We start from the raw sequence: 18,870 nt of genomic DNA, 5'->3' as shown, positions 1-18,870 counted from the left end.
AGACGTTCCCGAAGACTAATCGGAGCCTCCCTCAGGACTGAAAGCCCGTTCGAGACGGAGAATTTGTCGAGCTTAGAAAGGAGGCGGCTGAGTAGCCGCCAAGCCTCGATGGTGAACCGCAAATCTTCAAGGGCATGGTTCGGTATCGTCGCGTGGGGCGCACGGCGGTCGCCATGGTGAATTGAGGCTTGCTCTTAACGATTGCTTTAATCGAGCGACACCGATCCGAAGGCGCAAAATTCAAGTTGCGGCGCTACTTGATTCAACCGTCGAGGGATTGGTATCCGATTGAGAGGCAAACCTACGATACGAACAGAGTATGCACAGACAGGGAGGCGACCAGATTGACGCAGGAAGAGGTTTCTCGGATCACGACGGAGCAGATGCGTGCCATCTCGTCCGTTCTGAGGCTCAACCAATTCGTGTTCAGCAGCGAACATGCAGAAGCGGCCGCGAAAAATATTGCCAGCGAGCAACTCGACCTGCACATAGAGCTGTGTCAGCAAATCTCCGCCCTCGGCGCCTTCGACAACGACGAGACTGGGACGTCCGGAACTCTAATAGCGTTCAGAGATGGGTACGTCCGTCCACTCGCCGAACAGGCCAAGCCGTTCAGTTATGAGGATCAGGAAAACAAACGGACTTTCATCGTTGAAAGTGGCATTCCCGTATTGATGCGTTCGGAGGTGGAAGAAGTTCTTCGGAAGCTCATCGGCAACACTCCGGTAAACAGGGTCCGGCCGCGTTTTTACGCGGAATGCGTGGCATTCTACATACAAGAGTACCAAGAGCGAACGAGTTGGAGCGGCCCGCCTGTTCAGATTAGTGATGCGAGCTACTTTGGCCAAGTCTATTTCGCCATGCGCGCAAAACGCGAACTGTTCAAAGCCCAGGAGGAAGCGCGCGCGCAAGAGGCAGCGGAGTATTCAGCAGCCGAAAGATACCTAACAGGAATCAGGACGGAAATCGCGACGCAGAAGTTGGAAGTTAACGCTGTAAGTGGCCGCATTGCCGAAATGGTAGATAAGCTTACGGGAATTCAGAATGAGATCGAGGCAGCGCAATCTCATTTTGCTAACAGCATTGAACAAACGCAGCAGACAATTATCGAAAACGATGCAAAAGCCCAAAACGCCCACGACGCCATGATGGAGCAGATGCGTCTCAAAGAGACCGATAAACTATGGCGAAACGAGGGTCATAAGGCCGCCAAGCACTACTATTGGTCGCTCGGCGGCCTCGTATTACTGCTGGCCGCTCTTCCAATCCTTGCGATCACATTGTTCAAGACCGACCTTCTGGCCTATATTCAACAAATCGAAGCGAACATCGAAGCTGCAACGAAGGGTTCGGCGGGTGTCGCTCCCGTAGGAGCCGCCATTGGACGAATTTTTCTTTTGACTGTACCAATAGCATTCTTCATTTGGGCGGTTAAGCTACTGGTTCGCTACAATATGCGCTCTATGCTTGTAATGGACGACGCAAACCATCGAGTAGCAATTCTGAACACTTATCTTTTTTTGGTTAAGCAAGAAGTCGCCAAAGTGGAAGACCGAGGCGCGCTTTTGGAAGCGATGTTCCGCCGTATGCCTGGTCATGGACCGGAGACCATTGACCCTCCTAGTTTGCCGGACATCATGCGTTACGGACAAACGGTTGGACAGGCTGGCAAGTAAATGGAGCGCGGATACGCGGCACCCGTCGTCCGATAGGTAGTCGAGAAGCCTTTCGCGGACGCGGAGCAGCGCGAGTGATGAAGTCAGCCGTCACGTTAGCGTCGGCTGGCGTCATGCGAAGACTTTTACTCAGCCGAAAATAGGCCCGCATCAGTTTCCGGCCGGAACGGTTGTTCTGCACGAGCTTGGCCCGATCGAAGACCGCTTCTTTCAGACTCGCCCGCGCCAGAGCTGCCTTGAGGCTGGCGATATGCAGGTCGATGTCGGCAGCGTTGAGCGATTCATAAATGCGGTTTGTTGCCTCGGCTACGGTCGGTTCGCTCACGGTCATACTCCCGTTGCTGCGTGGCTGGCGCTTACCACATTCGTCGGCCTGACCCTATTGGGAGGAAAAACGCCTTCATGAATGGGTGGCATGGATAGGAGCGTCGCGACCGCTTTGCAAAATGCGGCGTCGGAGGCGGCCGGGCATGGGCCGCACTCACCTGAGACGGCATAGCCGCTTCTTTCTGGGACAGCCAGCTGCGCAACCCGTCCCCGGCCTGCTCGAGCTCGAGAATATTACCTTCAGGGTTGCGTGCGTAGGCGATGAGGTACGGCTGATCCTGTGTCCCGAAGTATGTGATGTCGCCAATCTGGCTTCCGCCGGCGTGAATGATCTCCGACAGCACGCGAATGTCGTCCATATGGAACGACAGGTGCCCAAAGCCGGGCTCGTTCACCCTTGGCTCGCCGCGATCATGCATGACCTTGTGCTGGTGTATCTCCAGGAAGGGGCGGTCGAGTGCGGGGAATTTGAGCCAGATCGAATAGATCTCGCAGTTCGCAAGCCCGTTGCCTTTCCCCACTTTTCTCCCGATCGCGAAGAGGCTGGCATTTCAGAACGGTCACGTAGAACGCAGCGAGCGCGTCCGCGTTACGGGCGACCAAGTTGATGTGAGCAAGCTTCATGTGGCAGTCCCGATGGGAAGGAACCCTACAGGCTGGTCAGAAAAGCAAAGGAGCCACTGTGATCCGGCGAGGTCTCTTGGGCCCGAGGCTGCGGACCGCTTGAAGCTACCCTCCAAGCGCGATCGTCACGGCCACCAACACCGCGCCAATCGCCGCCATCGCGAGGGCCATCGGCCAGGGGCTGCGGCCCATGTAACGGCCAAGGCGCGCGCCGATGACGAAGAGCATGGCGCGCGCGATGGCGTTGGAGGCGCGCATGGCGAGCGCCACATTGTCCGTCAGCAGGAACGGAATGCTTGGCGGCAGGGTCGAGGCGACGACGAGCAGGAAGATCGCGACGGCAGCCTTCAGGTCGCGCGCGGTCAAGACCCTGTGCCTGGGATCGGGTGAAAGCGCCCTCACCCGGACAAGCAGCGCTTCCGTTTCCTTGGACGAAGAGACGCGGCGCACATCGTCGGGCAGGCTTTCGAGAAACAGTTCGCGGGCGCGATCGAGCCGCTCATGCCTGAGCCGATCGAGAAAACCGCGCCGTCGCACGCGCTCCACCACCGTCGTCAGCACATACATGACGCCATCGACGATGCCCCAGGCGATGTTGCAGCCGAGGGCGGCGACAAGCACGGCATTGACCCCGCCCTCGCCGCCCGCAACCGAACTCATCGTTCCCGTGAAGGACAGCGCCATCAGGAGCCCGAAGATGATCTCCGACAGGCGATCGATCGGATCGAGAATGCGCGACCGCTCGCTCATACCCGGGCACTCTCTGAACGTGACCGGGACGACAAGGAGGCGGCGGGCAGCGACCGGGAAGCGCGCAACCGCGATACCTCCCCTTACTGGACCTGCAGATCGGCGAAGGCGTCGCGCACATGGTCGGCGACCGCCAGTACCGGCGCCGGTGCATCCGAGATCACCTGCAGGCCGATATTGTAGTGGCCGAGATCCGGCAGGCCGTCGCGCTCGCCAAGCTGCACCATTTCCCCCTGGACGAGGTAACGCGGCAGCGGCGCGATCGCGAGACCGGCAAGCACGGCGGCGCGCTGCCCGGTGGTATAGGCGCTGAGGAAGGCGATGCGGAACTTGCGGCCGGCACGCGCCAGCTTTTCCACCGCATCGGCACGCCAGACGCAGCCGTCCTCCCACATCGACACCGGCAGCGGATCCTTCAGGTGCGCGCTGCCGCACTTGGCGCCGGCCCAGACCAGCTTCTCCTGCATCAGGATTTCACCGTTCCTCGGCACGCCCTCCGTCAGGCTGTTGAAGATGGCGATGTCGAGCCGGTGCTCGTCGACCTTCTTGCGCATGGCGTTGCTCATGCCGATCGACACGTCGACCGTGACGTTCGGGTAGGATTCGGCGAAACGCTTCAGCACCTCGGGCAGGATGCGCTCACCCACGTCCTCGGGCGCGCCGACGCGCACGACGCCGTTCATGTCCGGCAGCAGGAAGCGCGACACCGTTTCGTTGTTGAGCGAGAGGAGCCGGCGGGCAAAGCCGAGCAGCAGCTCGCCCTTGGGCGTCAAGGTGACCGAGCGCGCGTCGCGCAGGAACAGCGTGCAGCCGAGCATTTCCTCGAGTTTCTTGATCTGCATCGAGACAGCCGACGGCGTGCGGTAGACGGTTTCGGCGGCAGTGGTGAAGTTGCCGGTCTCGGCAATCGCGATGAAAGTCTTCAGCACGTCCATTTCGAGAAGCGGAAGCGCATGGCGCATCAGCATGTTCATGGCGTCAACCTCATTCAAAAAAACTGAAAGAAAGCTTCACTTCATTTCGTTTGATTGAACATCAGCGATGACCGATAGTCAAGCTCAAGGACGACGCAGGAAGGAGAAACGCATGTCCACCGCAGCCCATGTTATCGCCGCTTCGAAGAGTTCCCTCCGTAACAGCTGCCTGCCGCAGGCAGTGGTAAAAAAGGAGCGTAGCAGGAGCAACGACATGGTCCTCAACGCCCTCAACCAGATGATCGCCGTCCTCGACGGTGTTGCACGGCAACGACGCGAAAAACAGATCGCGCGGAATCGGGTGGAAGCCCGGCGCGAACTCGCCAAACTGCCCCAGAGAGTCCGTGACGACGTGATGTTTGCGGACCCGCTAATCAATCACCATGTTTGATGGAAGGCATCAAACATATTCGTTGGAATGATAAGTCAGGTTAGGCCATAAATATCATCATGGTCGCGACCTGCTGAGACACTCAGAAGGAGCCATGAAATGTCGAACACTCATCTTTCATCGGCCTCGGAACGGGCATCCTCCCACTCGTCCCTTCCGGGTCTCTTCAATCTGCAGGTTCGTGCCTGGGCAGCGTGGAAGCGTCATCGCCAGGAACGGGCTCTCGAAAACCTGTCCTATGACACGCTGAAGGACATCGGCTTCCCGTCGGTGGACGATGCGGTGCATAAGACCGAGCAATGAACGCAGTGTGAGCTCTCTTTCTGAGCATCACGGATTAGAGGGGCATCGCCGGGAATGGCGGTGCCCTTTTCGTTATGGGCTTGGCTCCGCCGTTCGCGCACAAGGACGACCGCTTAAGGCAGCAGTTGCAAGAGAAGAGATGACGAACTGAGGAACCAACCGGCGACCAGTCCCACAAATCCGAGCGCCAGCGCGCCGACGATGCCGTGTCCCTGCCAGCCGATATAGGCGCCGAGGGCGATCGTCGCCAAAGTGATCAAAACCGTCCACAGGATCTGGGCCAGCGATAATAGGCGGGTGGCGGTCGCCCTGTCGTCACTCATGCAAAATTACCCTCTCCGATGTGCCCGCAACCTTGCATGTAGTGTAGAAATGCACTCCCCCAAAGGCGTGATCTGCCCGCAAGACCGCTCCTGAGATTTCCTGCAACCGATCGCGGCACTGCCGGCTCCACGCCATCTTCTGCCATCGCCGTGCGACTTGTCTCTTACCGACACCCGCAGTATCCGCGAAAAGAGTCGCAATCGGCAAACACAACCATTGCGCGCGCTTTGCAGATGTTGCGTATCTCTGGCAGTTCTTGTCCGATAGCGTCAACAGCGCTGTAAAAACTGTCGCTTTCCTTACAAAAGCCTGAAAGCGGGGCCGAGCCGCCTTTCACCGCGCGATGTCGCAATGCGAAATCTCTTTGCGGTCGCTGCTATCCATGCGAATGTCGCAAACAGACAAGCCGAAGAGTATCTTCCAAGCGACGAATATACCCGCATCGCCAAGCATGGGAAGCCTCATGAACAAGCCACTGACCAAAAAGCGTTCTCTCGTCTTCTTCCTGGTGCCGAACTTTTCCATGCTGCCCTTTTCGGCGGCGATCGAAACGCTCCGCATCGCCAACCGCATGCTCGGCTACGAGGCCTATTCCTGGCGCCTCGCTTCGTCGGACGGCGAGAAGGTCCTGTCGTCGAGCGGCATCGCCCTCGAGGTCAATTCGTCGCTCGCCGACGAGCGCAAGTTTCTCGGCGGCGAAAACCGCCCCTCGATGGTGCTGGTCTGTTCCGGCATCTATGTCGAGGACTTCAACAACAAGTCGGTCAATGCCTGGCTTCGCGAGGTTTATAACCGCGGCGTGGCCGTCGGCAGCCTCTGTACCGGCGCCCATGTGCTGGCTTCGGCCGGTCTTCTGACCGGCAAGCGCTGCGCCATCCACTGGGAAAACCTGCCGGGCTTTTCCGAAAGCTTCCCGCAGGTCGACGTCTATGCCGACCTCTACGAGATCGACAGCAACATCTACACCTGCGCCGGCGGTACCGCCTCGCTCGACATGATGCTGAACCTGATCGACCAGGACTTCGGCGAAAGCCTCGTCAACCGCGTCTGCGAACAGGCGCTGACCGACCGCGTGCGCGGGCCGCATGACCGCCAGCGCCTGCCGCTGCGCGCCCGTCTCGGCGTGCAGAACGCCAAGGTGCTGTCGATCATCGAACTGATGGAGGCAAACCTCGCCGAACCGCTGTCGCTGCTCGAAATCGCCGAGGGCGCCGATCTGTCGCGCCGCCAGATCGAGCGGCTGTTCCGGCAGGAGATGGGCCGCTCGCCTGCCCGCTACTATCTCGAAATCCGCCTCGATCGCGCAAGGCACCTCTTGATCCAGTCGTCGATGCCGGTGGTCGAAGTGGCCGTTGCCTGCGGCTTCGTCTCCGCCTCGCACTTCTCCAAGTGTTATCGCGAACTCTACAATCGGTCGCCGCAGCAGGAGCGCGCCGACCGTAAGCTGACGCTGCAGATGGCGCGATAAGCGGCAGATCAGACGGACCAGACAAGGGCGGAGCTTCTCCGCCCTTTTTCGTTGGTGACACTCTCCGCTTGTGCCGTCCTGGCGCTTGCACGCGCCGTTGTTTTGGATTGAATGGTCAGCGTTTCAGGAGAGCGAGGAGCACACCGAACAATGGCCCCCGTGGAGATCGATCCCGCCAAGGTTCACGAATTCAAGGACTTCCAGAGCTTCTACGAGTGGCTCGCCGCCCACCACCAGAGCGAGACCGAAGTGTGGATCCAGACCCACAAGGTCTCATCCGGCCTCGCCTCGATCACGCCAAAGGAAGCGATCGACGCCGTGCTGTGCTGGGGGTGGATCGACGGCGTGCGCAAGGGGCTCGATGAAAAAAGCTTCCTGCAACGCTATTCGCCGCGCGGCAAGAAGAGCATCTGGAGCCAGATCAACGTCGACAATGTCGCCCGCCTGATTGCCGAAGGCCGCATGACCGAGCATGGCCTGAAACAGGTCGATGCCGCCAAGGCCGACGGCCGCTGGGACCGCGCCTATGCGAGCGGCAAGGACATGCAGATCCCCGAAGACCTGCAGGCCGCGATCGACGCCGAGCCCGAGGCGAAAGAAATGCTCGCCAGACTCAGCGCCCAAAACCGCTTCGCGCTCGCCTTCCGCACCCACAACATGAAGACCGAGGCCGGCCGCCGGAAGAAGATCGAGACCTTCGTCGAGATGCTGAAACGCGGCGAAACGATCTATCCGCAGAGGCGGAAATAACCGGGGCGCCTGCGCCGTGCTCGCATCACTGGCCGGCGCGACCGAAGGCCTGAGCTGCTCCTCCGGTATTGCCGGTGGCCGGCGGGCCGAAGCGATTGGCGTCCTCTTCGCCCGGAAGGAAACCCAGCATCACGAGGCCGAGCAGCGGCCCGACGATCGGAACGAAAAGCGCAAGGTTCCACCACCCGGAACGACCATGGTCGTGCCAGCGCTTGGTGTTGACGGTGAAGCTGAAATAGAGGTTTGCGATGAGGATGACGAAAACGAGCAAGTGCATGAGGCTGAAGCCCGGCGCATAGTTATCTACGCCCGAAAGCGCCAACAACGCCCCGCCGGCAAACACCGCCGCCGCCGTCGCAATCCAGACGGCAATCTGCGCCAACCACCAGGTCTGGCGTCCGATGCGGCCATCGCCGCTCGTAAAGGTTTGTGAATTCACGTCGTCCCCTCCCTACCGGCCTATCCGAATCCAAGCGCGCCCCGCGCTCGTTGGCCCCGACCTGCATATAGAAGGTCAGTCAATAAACGTCTAGATTTCATCGCGGCAGAAAGCGCCTCATGATTGCGCGGGCAAGCCGCCTTGCAGTTGCAGTCTGAAATCCGTGAGACGCCTCGCTCTCCGCTGCCTCCGCGTGACGACCTGCCCGTAAACGCGCGTGACCCTAGCCGTGGAACGCCCGCTCCAGTTCGGCGATGTCGAGCTTGATCATGCCGAGCATCGCTTCCGTCACGCGCTTGGCGCGCGCACGGTCGGAATGGGCGACCATGTCGCCGAGCACCCGTGGCACGATCTGCCAGCACAGCCCCCAGCGGTCGCGGATCCAGCCGCATTGTTCGATCTGTCCGCCGTTTTCGCTGATCGCTTTCCAGATCCGGTCGATCTCCTCCTGGGTATCGCACTGGATCATGATCGAGAATGCATGGTTGAACGGATCGAGCGGCCCGGCTTCCAGCGCCAGGAATTCCTGATTGCCGAGCGTGAACTCGATGGTCGTCACGCTGCCGGGCGGCCCGCTCGGGCTTTCCGCCGGCAAGGTCGTGACGCGGATGATCGCCGAATTGGGAACGAGCGAAATGTAGAAGTCGACCGCTTGACGCGCCTCCTTCGCAAACCAGAGATTTGAAACGACATTGGTCATGATTTGGTCCTCCTCGTGCCGCCTGATCATGTGCGGTAACCGAAGGACGATCGACTTCGTTCCAAGCCGACAAGTGGCAGATCTTTATTTCTGAAGGTGGGCCCGCCGGCTTGCCCGGCAGTTTACGACGCCAGCGCGTCGAGCAGCGCCAGTTCGGAAATCACCCGGTTCCGGCCGGCATGCTTGGCCATGTAGAGAAACTGGTCTGCGGCGTGCAGGTAGTTTTCGAAGGCCTCGGAGCTTTCGATTGTGGCAAGTCCGATCGAGACCGTGATCGTCAGTTCCTCGTCGTCGGCGACGATGCGGGATTTTGCGAGTTCGAGCCTCAGCGCGTCGCAAAAGGCGAAGGCGCGCCGCACGTCGCAGCCGTTGAAGAGAATGCCGAACTCCTCGCCGCCGAGGCGGGCAAGCAGATGATCCTCGCCGACAAGCGCGGACAGACGCTTGGCCACATGCTTCAGCACGATGTCGCCGATCTCGTGGCCATAGGTGTCGTTGAGGCGTTTGAAATGATCGATGTCGAGCACGGCGATCGCCGTCGGTTCGCCGCGCCTGAGGCACTGCTCGACCACCCGCGGACCCGCCACGAAAAAGTGGCGGCGATTGTAGAGGTCGGTGAGATAGTCGCTGGCCGCCTGCCGCTGCAGCGTCTGCAGCCGCTTCTGCACGCCGGCGGCCTGCGCAATGCGGCCGTTGAACTCCGCTTCGAGGAAGGGCTTCTGGATGAAATCCGTACCGCCTGCTTCCAGGAAGCGCGCGCCGGCGCGCCGGTCGCCGCTGTCGGAGAGGCCGATGACCGGCACCGCACCATCGCCCCGCCGCCGCTCCACCTCGGCAAGCAGCGCCGCACCGGACATGTCGGAGAGATCAAGGTCGGTGACGACGAGATCGACGGCTTCGCCGCTATCGAGCACCTGCAGCGCATCGGCGGCGGACGCGACCTCGCAGACGGAAATCCGCTGCCGCCTCAAGATGCCGGCCAGTTCGCTGCGTGAGGCAGAATCGGAATCGGCAAGCAGCACCGTCGTCTTGCCGTTGGTCAACGCCCGGTCGACGGCGCCGATCAGAAGATTGATCGATTCCGGCTGGTGCTTGATGACGCAATCGAGCGCGCCGCGCCTGAGGATCTCCTCGCGCGTATGGTCGTTGAAGGCCGCGGTGAAGACGACGGCCGGAACCTGGTTGTCGAGGATGAATTCGAGCGCCTCGCAATTGGGCGCATCCGGAAGATTGAGATCGAGAACGGCGAGAGAGAAACTGTCAGGCGCCAGTTCCAGCGCTTCCTTCAGCGCCGCCAGCGAGCTGCAATGGGTAACGCGAATGCCGTGGACGGATTCGAGCCCGTACTTCAGCGCCGTCGCGAACATCCGGGAGTCCTCGACAAGCAGCATGCGCTTGTCGCTGTGCTTTTGCACAGAATTCACCCGGCCTGGCGTGCGGCGCAATCTCACGTCCCTGCAACCCCTCTCGAGCCGCAGGCGTGCTTCCCTCAAGGGGTGACGCTGGCTCCCGATATCTTCAACCCGGCCACTTGCCACGCCTGGCCTTTCGGCCGGCGTGATCCGTGTGACCGGGTTCCCCGCTCCTGCTGCGGCGGATTGAAGACCGATCGGATTGCAATTTCGTTAATACGGCAACCTGTGCGCGGCATTTTTGATGCACGTGCCCAATAATTCTAAGGGGTTTTCGCCCTTCTTGTTTTGATGGTTAAGCAGGAACCCTAACTTTTTCACTGAGTGTGCGGATCTTCGTCAACGTGTCCAGGTTCTGGTTGACGCGGCAGTAGAACTCCTCGTTGACGAAGGGGCGAACGACGAAGTCGTTGCCGCCGGCTTTGAGGAACCGCGCCGACAGAAGCCGGTTGGTCGACGACGAAACGCCGATGATGCGCAGCTGGTGCGGCCCGTAGGAACCGCGGATGCGCCGCGTCAGCTCGAAGCCATCGATATCGGGCATGTTGTAGTCGGTGATGACGAGGCCGATATCCGGATTGTTCTTCAGAAGCTCCAGCGCCATCGCGCCGTTTTCGGCCGAGCTGGTGCGGAAGTTGTAGCGCTTGAGCTGCGTCGTCAGCAGCGCACGTGCCGTCGGGCTGTCGTCGACGATCAGCACATGGTGCTTGTGGTTGGTGAGGAACCGGCAGACCGATTCCGCCAGCATGTCGACGGCAAAGACGCTGTCCTTGATGACGTAGTCGACGATCTCCTTGGCGAGAATCTTCTCGCGCGTCGATTCCTGGAACGAGCCGGTAAAGACGACCGTCGGCACGCTCATTTCGATCAGGTAGTTGAGTGCCTCGCCGTTTTCCGCCCCCGGCAGGTTGATGTTGGAGATGGCGAGCGAGGCCGGGAATGTCGCGTTTTCAACGGCGAACTGCAGATCGTCATAGTCGCGGCAGACGATGACATCGATGTCGAACAGCTCTTTCAGCCGCTTCGAGACCATCGAGGAAAAGAGGTTGGAGTCCTCGGCGAGCACGATGCGATGCTCGGCAAGGGATTCGCCGGAATAATACATCCCGGAAACGCCAAAAAATGACATTGAACGCCTATGTAAAAGAGTGTCCCCCTACAGCTCCGCGCGTTCTTCATGCCCGCCTAGTCGCTGTAACTTGCAGGCTCCATGCTAGAGGAGAAAGGCTTTCTTCGGTGTTAATGGGCGGCCGGCGAATTAATGAGATGGGCGTGCAGGCTTGAGACGCCAACGGCTCCGGACGCCTGCATTCCTCATGCCTCCGGGGTTCGTCCACGCCGCGTCTCGGCGGTCCGGCGGATGACCTCGGCGATCTCCGGATTGCTGCTCGACAGCATCTGGAAATCCTCCGAATAGAGCGACAGCAGCGACACCTCTGTGGCGGCCGTGACGGTGGCCGAGCGCGGCTCACCCGATATCAGCGCCATCTCGCCGAAGAAGCTGCCAGGGCCGAGCTCGACCGGCGTCGGCGACGGCGTTGCGATCGTCACACGCCCCTCGACGATGAAGTACATCTGGTCGCCCGGCTCACCCTTGCGGCAGATGATGCTACCCGCCGGCACCACCCGCGGACGCAATGCCCTGACGATCTCGACGAAGGCGGCCGAGCCGAGCTTTTCGAATAGCGGCACCGCCGCGACCAGTTGCCAGTTGCGCACGAAATCCTGCCGGCGCACTTCCTCGAAAAACCCGGTGGCGAGGATGCCCGCCCAGAGCGCGAAGATGCCGATGCCGCTCATCATCACCAGACCCGCAAGCACCCGGCCAGCCAGCGTCTGCGGGATCTCGTCGCCGTAGCCGGTGGTCGACAGCGTCACCACCGCCCACCACATGGCCTGAGGAATGCTGCCGAACTTGTCCGGCTGGATGTCGCGCTCGATCAGGTAGGCGACCAGCGATGCGCCGAAGAGCACGATGCCGAAGAGCGAGGTGACGCCGACGAGATTGGGCGCGGCGCGCGCCACCACCCGGCCGAGCAGGCGAAAGAAGGTGAAGTGACGCAAAGGCTTCAAGAGCCAGATGCCACAATAGAGGCTCTGGTCACGCGAGCCGGCGATCAGAAATCCGACGAGAGGAACCACCACGGCCAGAAGATCGATGACAAGTGCCGGCGTGCGGCCGCGATCGTCCCGACGCCGGATGACCGTATCGACCAGTTGCAGGACATAGATGGCCCAGACACCGGCCAGCAGAAACTCCAGCGACAGCTTCGCCGTCGCATCGAGGTCCCGCGCCGTCAGCGCGGCAACGGCGACGAGCCCAACCGCCGCGACAAGCGCGTTCAATGGCGCGGAGATTTTCAGGAAAGGCCGTGCCGACATTCACTCCCCCAAGCGCCCCGCGCCTTCCGGCCATGCCTCGGCCGGACATGTCAAGCGCGCAGTAACGCCTTGATCTTAAGCACAATCCATTTCTGAATCGACGCTTAATTAAGAGTGGTGAATTGAGGAGGGCACACGCGCTAAAAGCGCGTTCCGACCGGATCGCCATCGTCTCGACGCACGCGATCCTCCTCAAATTGTTCGGCCCCCTCGACCGGTCTCAGCCACGGCTCGCGGCGCTTGATCCACAGCTCGTAGCTCGGCTTCAACGGCGTGGGCGCTTGAGACAGGAGCCCGAGTTTAACCTCCGCCTCCTGTTCATCGGCCGAGAACGCCCGCGACCCGCAATGCGAACAGAAGCAGCGCCCCTGGAACTGCGAGATTTCGCCGGTGTATTCAAACTGGTCCGCCGGCCAGATGCCATAGAAGGTGAAGGCCGAGCCGCTTTCCTTGCGGCAATCCATGCAGTGACAGATGCCGACGCGCAGCGGCTCGCCGCGAACCGAAACCTGCACCTGTCCGCAAAGGCATTGTCCCGAGAGAATGGTCATGATGGCCACCTGATCTGCTTTGACGCATCACGAAAACGGCGGCACGTGTGTTCGGTTCCTTCGACACCGACCTGTGCCGAAAGCCTCACCGCACCTCCTCGACCACCGGCGGCACCCAGCGCCCCTGCTTCACGACATCCTTCGGCACGTAAGCACGGAATGTCAGCGAGAACGGCTTTCCCTCCGGCGAAGGCAGCCAGTTTGCTTCCGGCACGCCCTTGACCGGCTTCGGACCAATGGCGATCTTGAGTGAACCATCGGCTTCGTTTGCCAGCTTCGAATTGCTGTTGAAATTGTACCGCTTGAGGTCGTTTGGCACGACTCGGTAGTCCGGCACACCGACGAGGATCACCGACCAGTAGGCGTTGACGACAGCCGACGGCAGGTCGTTGGCCGGGAAATGGATGACGTAGGTGTTGGATCCATTGACCGGCTTACCGGCCGCGTCGCTCACCAGCGAGAAGTAGACGACCTCATCGGGGGAATTGCCCCAGATACCGGCATAGTTGGTGACGGTTCGCTGGAGAAAGTTCGAGCCGTAGATGCCGATATGGGTTCCGACGCCCCAGCCACTCTTGACCTCGACGGTCCTGGCGATCCCGTGCTGAACGAAGTCCGGCACGATTTTTTCGCGAAGCACCTTGTCCACGGCTGCACGCGCTTGCGGATTGCTGGCGACATAGGCCGCGACGAAACGAACCTTCTGCTGCATTTGCGCGGCGATCGGCGAAACGTCGAGCGCGCTGCCAAGGATCGCGTCCACATTACCGAAAGCTTCGGCACCAAGTAGCTTCTGGTTGTCGAAGTTCGGTATCGCTGGCGCTGGCGCGGGCGTCACCTCGCCGAGCGGCGTCGCCTTGAACTCTTTCTGCAGCGCCAGCGCTCCTTCCGGATCGCCCTTGATTTCGACCCGGGCCAGCATCTTCGCCTTGGCCGAATGCAGCTCGATCCGGGCGGCATCGGCGGGGATAGCAACGGCGGAACCCGGTTTCACCAGCGCGAACTTGCCGAAGGGTTTCGATGGAAAGGTTCGTTCGTTGATATTGACGATGACCTCGCCCCATTCGTCGAGGATCTGGGCAGTGTAGTAGCGCCCCTTGATTTCAGGCACTTCGAGCAGCACACCGCCATCGTCATCGGTCGTATACCAGGCCTCAAGATAGGCGACGTCGAAGTTCGGGTTGACGAAATCGGCCGATCCGAGGGGATTGTACTTGATGGAGTTCCAGGCGAAACCTTCTGCCTTGGTATCCATCTGTTCCTGACGGATCACCAGCAACCGGCCAAGGAGATAGATGTAGGCATCCTCGATCGTCGTTTCGTCGGGTACGGCCTTTTCCGAGGTCTGGGCCAGCGCCACCGATGGCAGCGAAGCCGAGCAGAGCGGCACCGACAGTGCAATCGCGCTCGCCAGCAGGCATTTGCAAAAAGTGTTCATTGGCAACCTCATTGCGTTTGCCCCACACCGCGGACGATCTCCTTCGAGTTGACCGCAGTCGCCGCGTTGAAGGAAGTACGTAACGGTTACAAAAACCAATTCATGCCGATTTGCGGCGCGCGACCGCCACGACAAACCTCTCCCCCGCGCCGGAATTTCGGTATAAGATACTACCATGAGTGAAGCTCAGCCTCTGTTCGATATGCTGCGCCAGACCGTGCAGCCTGAAATCGCCGGCGTATTGGAGCGATTTGTCCGGGAAGCGCCGGACCGCAAGCTCGGCCGCATCAACGCACTCGCCTTTGCCGCCGAACACGGGCTCGACGAGGAAAAGGCGATCGCCGCCTTCCTGCATGCCTCCCGCCTCGGCCTTTTCGAGCTTTCGTGGAACGTGCTTTGTCCCGGCTGCGGCGGCGTGCTCGATGCCAACACCTCGCTGAAGACCGTGCAGAGCGACACCTATACCTGCTCGCTCTGTGCCGCCGGCTATGAGCCGACGCTGGACGAGATGGTGGAGGTGACCTTCACCGTGAACCCGCGCATACGCCACATCGAGGCCCACAGCCCGCACGAACTGCCGCCGCTCGAATATTTCCGCCAGATCTACTGGGGCTCGGGCATTGAACTGCCCGAAGAGGGCTACGAGGCCCAGGTCGACGACTTCATGATCGAGGCGCTGGAATTGCCGCCCGGCGAAAAGGCGGTGATCTCGCTGCAGATGCCGGCGGAATTCATCATCATCTTCGAGCCGGTGACCCATGCCGCGCAGTTCATCGACGTCAAGGGCGAGCCTACCAAGGAGCGACGCACGCTGTCGCTGGTCTTCGATCGCGGCCATCGCCACGACGAAGCGTTGACCATGCAGCCCGGTCCCCTGCGTATCCAGGTGGAAAACCACACGGATGTGCGCACCCTGCCCTCGGTTTGCATCGCCAACGACGCACTGCACGGCATTCTCGGCCGGCGCCGGCCTTTCCTGACCGCCAAACGGCTGCTCTCCAACCAGACCTTCCGCGACATCTACCGCACCGACACGATCGACGTGGACCAGCGGCTGAAGATCACCAGCCTCACTTTCCTGTTCTCCGACCTGCGCGGCTCGACCGAGCTTTACGAGCGGGTCGGCGACCTCGCCGCCTTCGATCTGGTGAAGACCCATTTCAGCGTCGTCAACGAGATCGTCGCGGCGGAAGCAGGTGCAGTCGTCAAGACGATCGGCGACGCCGTCATGGCCACCTTCCCGACGCCGGATCGGGCGGTTGCCGCCGCCATGCGCATGCGCGACGCCATGCGAAAGCTGAACGACGACCGCGGCTCGGAAGACCTGCTCTTGAAAATCGGCATCCATGAGGGACCGTGCATCGCCGTCAGCCTCAATGAGCGGCAGGACTATTTCGGCCAGACGGTCAACATCGCCTCTCGGGTCCAGCACCTTGCCAGCTCGCGCGAAATCTTTGCGACCGGTTCGGTGCTCGACGATCCGCGCGCCTCAAGCCTGCTCAGCGATCGTGGCCTCAATCCGCAATCGCACAATGTCGCGCTGCGCGGCATCACCAACGAGATCAGCATCTTTTCGATACCCTGAAGCTTGCCGGAAACGCAACGCGCATATCCCCGCAAGCGGCGGTCAGCGTTCGGGCACTCCGGATTGCCGCAGCCCCTCGGCCATCCGATCCCGCCACTGCGGTATCCTCTGAAACCAGGGCAGCGCCCGATACCGCTCGATCGTGAACCCAGCCTCCGCTGCCAGCAGCTTCTGCGCCGCCCATCGGGCGGTCTCCATGTCCCCTGCTAGCGCCGACCAGGCCGCCAGGTGGCGATAGGACCAGGTCACATCGGGATAGGTGTTGACGACGTCGTGGGCTATCGCGATGGCTTGCGGGAGAGCCCCTTGCATCGCCATGGAAAAAGCCATCCCCAGTCTCATGTTGAATGCCAGCGGGTCCCTCGGGCTCAGCGTCATCCCACGCCGGAAGTGCTCCGTCGCACGCGCCGGATCGTCGGTGAAAAGCGCGAGCCAGCCGAGGCGCGCCCATGCCCAGGCATTGTTCGGATCCAGCGCCAGCGCCTTTTCGATAAAGGTGGCGGCACGCTCCTGATCGCCGCAGATGCTCATTGTCGCACCAGCCGCAGTCAAAGCCGTCGGATCGTCGCTGATCGCGCCCGCGCCTTCGATCGCCGCCCGTGCCAGGTCCAGTTCGCGCTCCGGCTGGTCGGTCCACAGATAGGACGCGCTTGAGGCATGGCACCAGGCCAAAAGCGCATGGGCACGGCCGTAGCCGGGATCGACCAAGATCGCCTGCCGAAGCAGTTCGATCGCCTGGTTGTTGGTTTCCTTGCGGCGCCCCCAGAGATTGGGGAAGGCGCGCATGACGAAATCATAGGCGCGCAGGCTGGCCGGCGGCTTGCGCCTGGCAAGCTCGATCTCGGCATCGCGGATGGCCGGGTGGATGGCGCCAGCCACCTGCGCGGCGATCCGATCCTGGAACTCGAAAATATCCTCGATGGCGCCCTCGTAGCGATCCGACCAGGATTGGGTCCGCGTCTCGGCGTCCACCAGTTGCACGGAAATGCGCAGCCGGTCGCCGCCGCGTCGCACGGTGCCTTCGACCACATAGGTGACGCCGAGCTCGCTGCCGACGTCCCGCACATCGACGAAGCGCCCCTTGTAGGTGAAGGCGGACTGGCGCGCGATGACGAAGAAGTCGCGGACACGCGAGAGCGCCGCGGTGATTTCCTCCACGACACCATCGACGAAGTAGTCGTCGCCCGGACCGCTCAGATTGTCGAAGGGCATGACCACAAGCGACGGCTGGTCCTTGCTGCGACCGGCCGGCGGCACCCCGTCGAGGATGCCGCCCCCGACAGCGACCTCATCTTGCCAGTCGACCCGGAAAACCAGAATGGGCCGGGGGATGTTCTTCAAGGTCCGCTCGCCAAGGCTGGTCAGCGCGAAGGGCACCTTGCCGTCGAGATGTTCACGCACCGCCCCGGAAATACAGATGCCCGACGGAGCGGCGATCTCCTGCAGGCGCGCGGCGATATTGACCCCGTCGCCGAGCAGATCGTCTCCCGATACGACGATGTCGCCGAGATTGACGCCGATGCGAAACTGCAGGCGGCGTTCCGCGGGCATATCCTCCACATCGAGAAGACCGCGCTGGATTTCCACCGCGCAGCGCACCGCCTGAACGGGGCTTGGAAACTCGGCGACGAGACCATCGCCGGCACTGCCGAAGATGCGGCCGCCATGGTCACCCACCAATTCGGCAATCCGCCCCCGGCACCGATCGAGCGCGCGAAGCGTGTTCTCTTCGTCAAGCGCTGCGAGGCGACTGAAGCCGGCGACATCGGCCGCAAGGATGGCTGCGAGCTTTCGATCCACAACGGTGACCGCTCCTGCGGCGGAGGATTTCGCTGAGCCTAATATGCGCGAATTCTAGAATATTCACAGATGCCAGTGGCAAGCGAGAGCGGATGACAGCCACCGCCGAGCAATAGCGCGCGCCCCGCAGTGTGAAGGCTTGCCCTGCTGCGATCTGCCGGCCCCTAGACGACAGGCGGTATCAACGTCAGCACGTCGCCATCATCCGGAATGAGCAGCCTGGTCAAGGCGATGCCGTGGGCGCTGGCGGCGGCGCGCAGGTCGCCTCGGCTGACCGTCGCATGGTCGAGCGCCTCCATGTGGGTCGCAACCACGATGCTCTTCTTGGAGGCCTCGCAGACCGCGATCGTCTGCGCCGCATCCATCACGATCAGGGCGCCGTCCCAGCGCGCGCCGCAGGAATGGGTAACGATCACATCCGGCTTCGTGTCGTGGATGGTCTTTTCGATCGCCGGATAGAGCACCGTGTCGCCGGCCCAGTAGACCGTCGGTTCGCCCTTGGCCTCGAGGCTGAAACCCATGACCGGCCCCATGTCCTGAACGACAGGGCCAAGCCCGTGGCTGCCGTCGCGCCGGGTAAGCTTCAGGCCCTGCCACTGCGCCTTGCCGAGGAGCGGCGTGACGTCGCGAAAACCGGCCCCGCGGATCGCCTCCTCGTCACCCGGCTGACAGAAGATCGGCAGCCCCTTGGGCAAGCGATGCTTGGCAGTGTCGTCGAAATGGTCCTCGTGCAGATGCGAGATGATGACGAGCTCGACGCCGGCAAGGATAGTATCGGTGTCGAACGGCAGCTCGACCAAAGGGTTGGGCGCGCGACCAGCAAAGGATGGCAGGCTGTCCTTCGGCCCGAGAAAGGGATCGATGAGCACGGTATGGCCGCCATATTCGAGCTTGAGGGTGGCGTTGCGGATAAGCTGGAGTTTCATGGGTGTCCTCCCTGGCCGGAAATCGGCAGTGACCGCGATCCTTGCGCAAG

The 18,870-nt window shown here is 61.4% G+C and carries 19 protein-coding genes and 1 pseudogene; 6 read left to right on the top strand and 14 right to left on the bottom strand.

Annotation, left to right across the window (positions count from 1 at the left end; all coding sequences use genetic code 11):
- Positions 1–344 precede the first annotated feature (344 nt).
- Positions 345–1,676 carry a DUF6161 domain-containing protein gene (locus OKW20_RS12235; protein WP_429172503.1) on the top strand — a complete coding sequence of 444 codons (1,332 nt, stop codon included), beginning with the start codon at positions 345–347 and terminating at the stop codon, positions 1,674–1,676.
- 133 nt (positions 1,677–1,809) lie between these two features.
- Here the strand turns inward: OKW20_RS12235 and OKW20_RS12230 are convergent.
- From OKW20_RS12230 to OKW20_RS12215, 4 genes and pseudogenes are all read right to left on the bottom strand, one after another.
- Positions 1,810–2,007 (bottom strand): annotated as a pseudogene (locus OKW20_RS12230) (hypothetical protein); the annotation flags it as partial.
- A gap of 25 nt (positions 2,008–2,032) precedes the next feature.
- Positions 2,033–2,524, bottom strand: a complete 492-nt coding sequence (locus OKW20_RS12225; RefSeq protein ID WP_429172500.1) for a hypothetical protein — start codon at positions 2,522–2,524, stop codon at positions 2,033–2,035.
- Between the two features lie 208 nt (positions 2,525–2,732).
- A complete protein-coding gene (locus OKW20_RS12220) occupies positions 2,733–3,377 on the bottom strand; it encodes a VIT1/CCC1 transporter family protein (RefSeq protein WP_429172497.1) in 645 nt (214 codons plus the stop codon).
- An 83-nt stretch (positions 3,378–3,460) separates the two neighbouring features.
- The gene (locus OKW20_RS12215; RefSeq protein WP_043619755.1) at positions 3,461–4,351 is read right to left on the bottom strand and encodes a LysR substrate-binding domain-containing protein; all 891 of its coding nucleotides are present in this window, start codon (positions 4,349–4,351) and stop codon (positions 3,461–3,463) included.
- 112 nt (positions 4,352–4,463) lie between these two features.
- On the opposite strand from OKW20_RS12215, the gene OKW20_RS12210 reads away from it, so the two are divergent.
- Positions 4,464–4,742, top strand: a complete 279-nt coding sequence (locus OKW20_RS12210) for a hypothetical protein (protein WP_429172495.1) — start codon at positions 4,464–4,466, stop codon at positions 4,740–4,742.
- 99 nt (positions 4,743–4,841) lie between these two features.
- Positions 4,842–5,045, top strand: coding sequence for a hypothetical protein (locus OKW20_RS12205; protein WP_043619754.1), 204 nt, complete (start codon positions 4,842–4,844; stop codon positions 5,043–5,045).
- Positions 5,046–5,158: 113 nt separating this feature from the next.
- On the opposite strand, the gene OKW20_RS12200 is transcribed toward OKW20_RS12205, so the two are convergent.
- On the bottom strand, positions 5,159–5,368 hold the full coding sequence (locus tag OKW20_RS12200) for a hypothetical protein (RefSeq protein ID WP_429172493.1): 210 nt from the start codon (positions 5,366–5,368) through the stop codon (positions 5,159–5,161).
- A gap of 464 nt (positions 5,369–5,832) precedes the next feature.
- On the opposite strand from OKW20_RS12200, the gene OKW20_RS12195 reads away from it, so the two are divergent.
- Together OKW20_RS12195 and OKW20_RS12190 are read left to right on the top strand one after the other, a co-directional pair.
- The gene (locus OKW20_RS12195; RefSeq protein WP_034788530.1) at positions 5,833–6,837 is read left to right on the top strand and encodes a GlxA family transcriptional regulator; all 1,005 of its coding nucleotides are present in this window, start codon (positions 5,833–5,835) and stop codon (positions 6,835–6,837) included.
- 150 nt (positions 6,838–6,987) lie between these two features.
- Positions 6,988–7,587 (top strand): YdeI/OmpD-associated family protein, encoded by a 600-nt coding sequence (locus tag OKW20_RS12190; RefSeq protein ID WP_043619746.1) that lies wholly within the window; start codon positions 6,988–6,990, stop codon positions 7,585–7,587.
- A 25-nt stretch (positions 7,588–7,612) separates the two neighbouring features.
- On the opposite strand, the gene OKW20_RS12185 is transcribed toward OKW20_RS12190, so the two are convergent.
- The 7 genes from OKW20_RS12185 to OKW20_RS12155 all read right to left on the bottom strand — a co-directional run bounded on the left by OKW20_RS12185 (position 7,613) and on the right by OKW20_RS12155 (position 14,509).
- The gene (locus OKW20_RS12185) at positions 7,613–8,026 is read right to left on the bottom strand and encodes a DUF805 domain-containing protein (protein WP_429172491.1); all 414 of its coding nucleotides are present in this window, start codon (positions 8,024–8,026) and stop codon (positions 7,613–7,615) included.
- Between the two features lie 223 nt (positions 8,027–8,249).
- Complete coding sequence (locus OKW20_RS12180) at positions 8,250–8,726, bottom strand: VOC family protein (RefSeq protein WP_429172489.1); 477 nt, start codon at positions 8,724–8,726, stop codon at positions 8,250–8,252.
- Positions 8,727–8,848: 122 nt separating this feature from the next.
- Positions 8,849–10,141 carry a diguanylate cyclase gene (locus tag OKW20_RS12175; RefSeq protein ID WP_429172488.1) on the bottom strand — a complete coding sequence of 431 codons (1,293 nt, stop codon included), beginning with the start codon at positions 10,139–10,141 and terminating at the stop codon, positions 8,849–8,851.
- 292 nt (positions 10,142–10,433) lie between these two features.
- Positions 10,434–11,267 (bottom strand): response regulator, encoded by an 834-nt coding sequence (locus tag OKW20_RS12170; RefSeq protein WP_402318181.1) that lies wholly within the window; start codon positions 11,265–11,267, stop codon positions 10,434–10,436.
- Positions 11,268–11,452: 185 nt separating this feature from the next.
- Positions 11,453–12,520, bottom strand: coding sequence for a cyclic nucleotide-gated ion channel (locus tag OKW20_RS12165; protein ID WP_429172487.1), 1,068 nt, complete (start codon positions 12,518–12,520; stop codon positions 11,453–11,455).
- Between the two features lie 140 nt (positions 12,521–12,660).
- Entirely contained in the window at positions 12,661–13,071 is a 411-nt protein-coding gene (locus OKW20_RS12160) for a GFA family protein (RefSeq protein WP_429113851.1), read from the bottom strand.
- An 85-nt stretch (positions 13,072–13,156) separates the two neighbouring features.
- The gene (locus tag OKW20_RS12155; protein ID WP_429172485.1) at positions 13,157–14,509 is read right to left on the bottom strand and encodes a DUF1214 domain-containing protein; all 1,353 of its coding nucleotides are present in this window, start codon (positions 14,507–14,509) and stop codon (positions 13,157–13,159) included.
- Between the two features lie 175 nt (positions 14,510–14,684).
- On the opposite strand from OKW20_RS12155, the gene OKW20_RS12150 reads away from it, so the two are divergent.
- The gene (locus tag OKW20_RS12150; RefSeq protein WP_043619738.1) at positions 14,685–16,094 is read left to right on the top strand and encodes an adenylate/guanylate cyclase domain-containing protein; all 1,410 of its coding nucleotides are present in this window, start codon (positions 14,685–14,687) and stop codon (positions 16,092–16,094) included.
- Positions 16,095–16,136: 42 nt separating this feature from the next.
- On the opposite strand, the gene OKW20_RS12145 is transcribed toward OKW20_RS12150, so the two are convergent.
- Both OKW20_RS12145 and OKW20_RS12140 read right to left on the bottom strand, forming a co-directional pair.
- Entirely contained in the window at positions 16,137–17,894 is a 1,758-nt protein-coding gene (locus OKW20_RS12145) for an adenylate/guanylate cyclase domain-containing protein (protein ID WP_429172483.1), read from the bottom strand.
- 164 nt (positions 17,895–18,058) lie between these two features.
- Positions 18,059–18,820, bottom strand: coding sequence for an MBL fold metallo-hydrolase (locus tag OKW20_RS12140; protein WP_429172481.1), 762 nt, complete (start codon positions 18,818–18,820; stop codon positions 18,059–18,061).
- Between the last annotated feature and the right edge of the window lie 50 nt (positions 18,821–18,870).

The sequence above is a fragment of the Ensifer sp. LBL genome, assembly GCF_050435225.1.
In the GTDB taxonomy this organism is placed as follows: Bacteria; Pseudomonadota; Alphaproteobacteria; order Rhizobiales; family Rhizobiaceae; genus Ensifer.
This window is presented reverse-complemented; position numbering and strand designations above follow the sequence as displayed.

What these genes read in the sequence shown, in the direction of transcription:
- OKW20_RS12160 (WP_429113851.1), bottom strand. Translation starts at nt 13,071, where the DNA reads ATGACCATTCTCTCGGGACAATGCCTTTGCGGACAGGTGCAGGTTTCG.
- OKW20_RS12210 (WP_429172495.1), top strand. Translation starts at nt 4,464, where the DNA reads ATGTCCACCGCAGCCCATGTTATCGCCGCTTCGAAGAGTTCCCTCCGT.
- OKW20_RS12170 (WP_402318181.1), bottom strand. Translation starts at nt 11,267, where the DNA reads ATGTCATTTTTTGGCGTTTCCGGGATGTATTATTCCGGCGAATCCCTT.
- OKW20_RS12155 (WP_429172485.1), bottom strand. Translation starts at nt 14,509, where the DNA reads ATGAACACTTTTTGCAAATGCCTGCTGGCGAGCGCGATTGCACTGTCG.
- OKW20_RS12215 (WP_043619755.1), bottom strand. Translation starts at nt 4,351, where the DNA reads ATGAACATGCTGATGCGCCATGCGCTTCCGCTTCTCGAAATGGACGTG.
- OKW20_RS12200 (WP_429172493.1), bottom strand. Translation starts at nt 5,368, where the DNA reads ATGAGTGACGACAGGGCGACCGCCACCCGCCTATTATCGCTGGCCCAG.
- OKW20_RS12150 (WP_043619738.1), top strand. Translation starts at nt 14,685, where the DNA reads ATGAGTGAAGCTCAGCCTCTGTTCGATATGCTGCGCCAGACCGTGCAG.
- OKW20_RS12140 (WP_429172481.1), bottom strand. Translation starts at nt 18,820, where the DNA reads ATGAAACTCCAGCTTATCCGCAACGCCACCCTCAAGCTCGAATATGGC.
- OKW20_RS12165 (WP_429172487.1), bottom strand. Translation starts at nt 12,520, where the DNA reads ATGTCGGCACGGCCTTTCCTGAAAATCTCCGCGCCATTGAACGCGCTT.
- OKW20_RS12195 (WP_034788530.1), top strand. Translation starts at nt 5,833, where the DNA reads ATGAACAAGCCACTGACCAAAAAGCGTTCTCTCGTCTTCTTCCTGGTG.
- OKW20_RS12205 (WP_043619754.1), top strand. Translation starts at nt 4,842, where the DNA reads ATGTCGAACACTCATCTTTCATCGGCCTCGGAACGGGCATCCTCCCAC.
- OKW20_RS12180 (WP_429172489.1), bottom strand. Translation starts at nt 8,726, where the DNA reads ATGACCAATGTCGTTTCAAATCTCTGGTTTGCGAAGGAGGCGCGTCAA.
- OKW20_RS12190 (WP_043619746.1), top strand. Translation starts at nt 6,988, where the DNA reads ATGGCCCCCGTGGAGATCGATCCCGCCAAGGTTCACGAATTCAAGGAC.
- OKW20_RS12220 (WP_429172497.1), bottom strand. Translation starts at nt 3,377, where the DNA reads ATGAGCGAGCGGTCGCGCATTCTCGATCCGATCGATCGCCTGTCGGAG.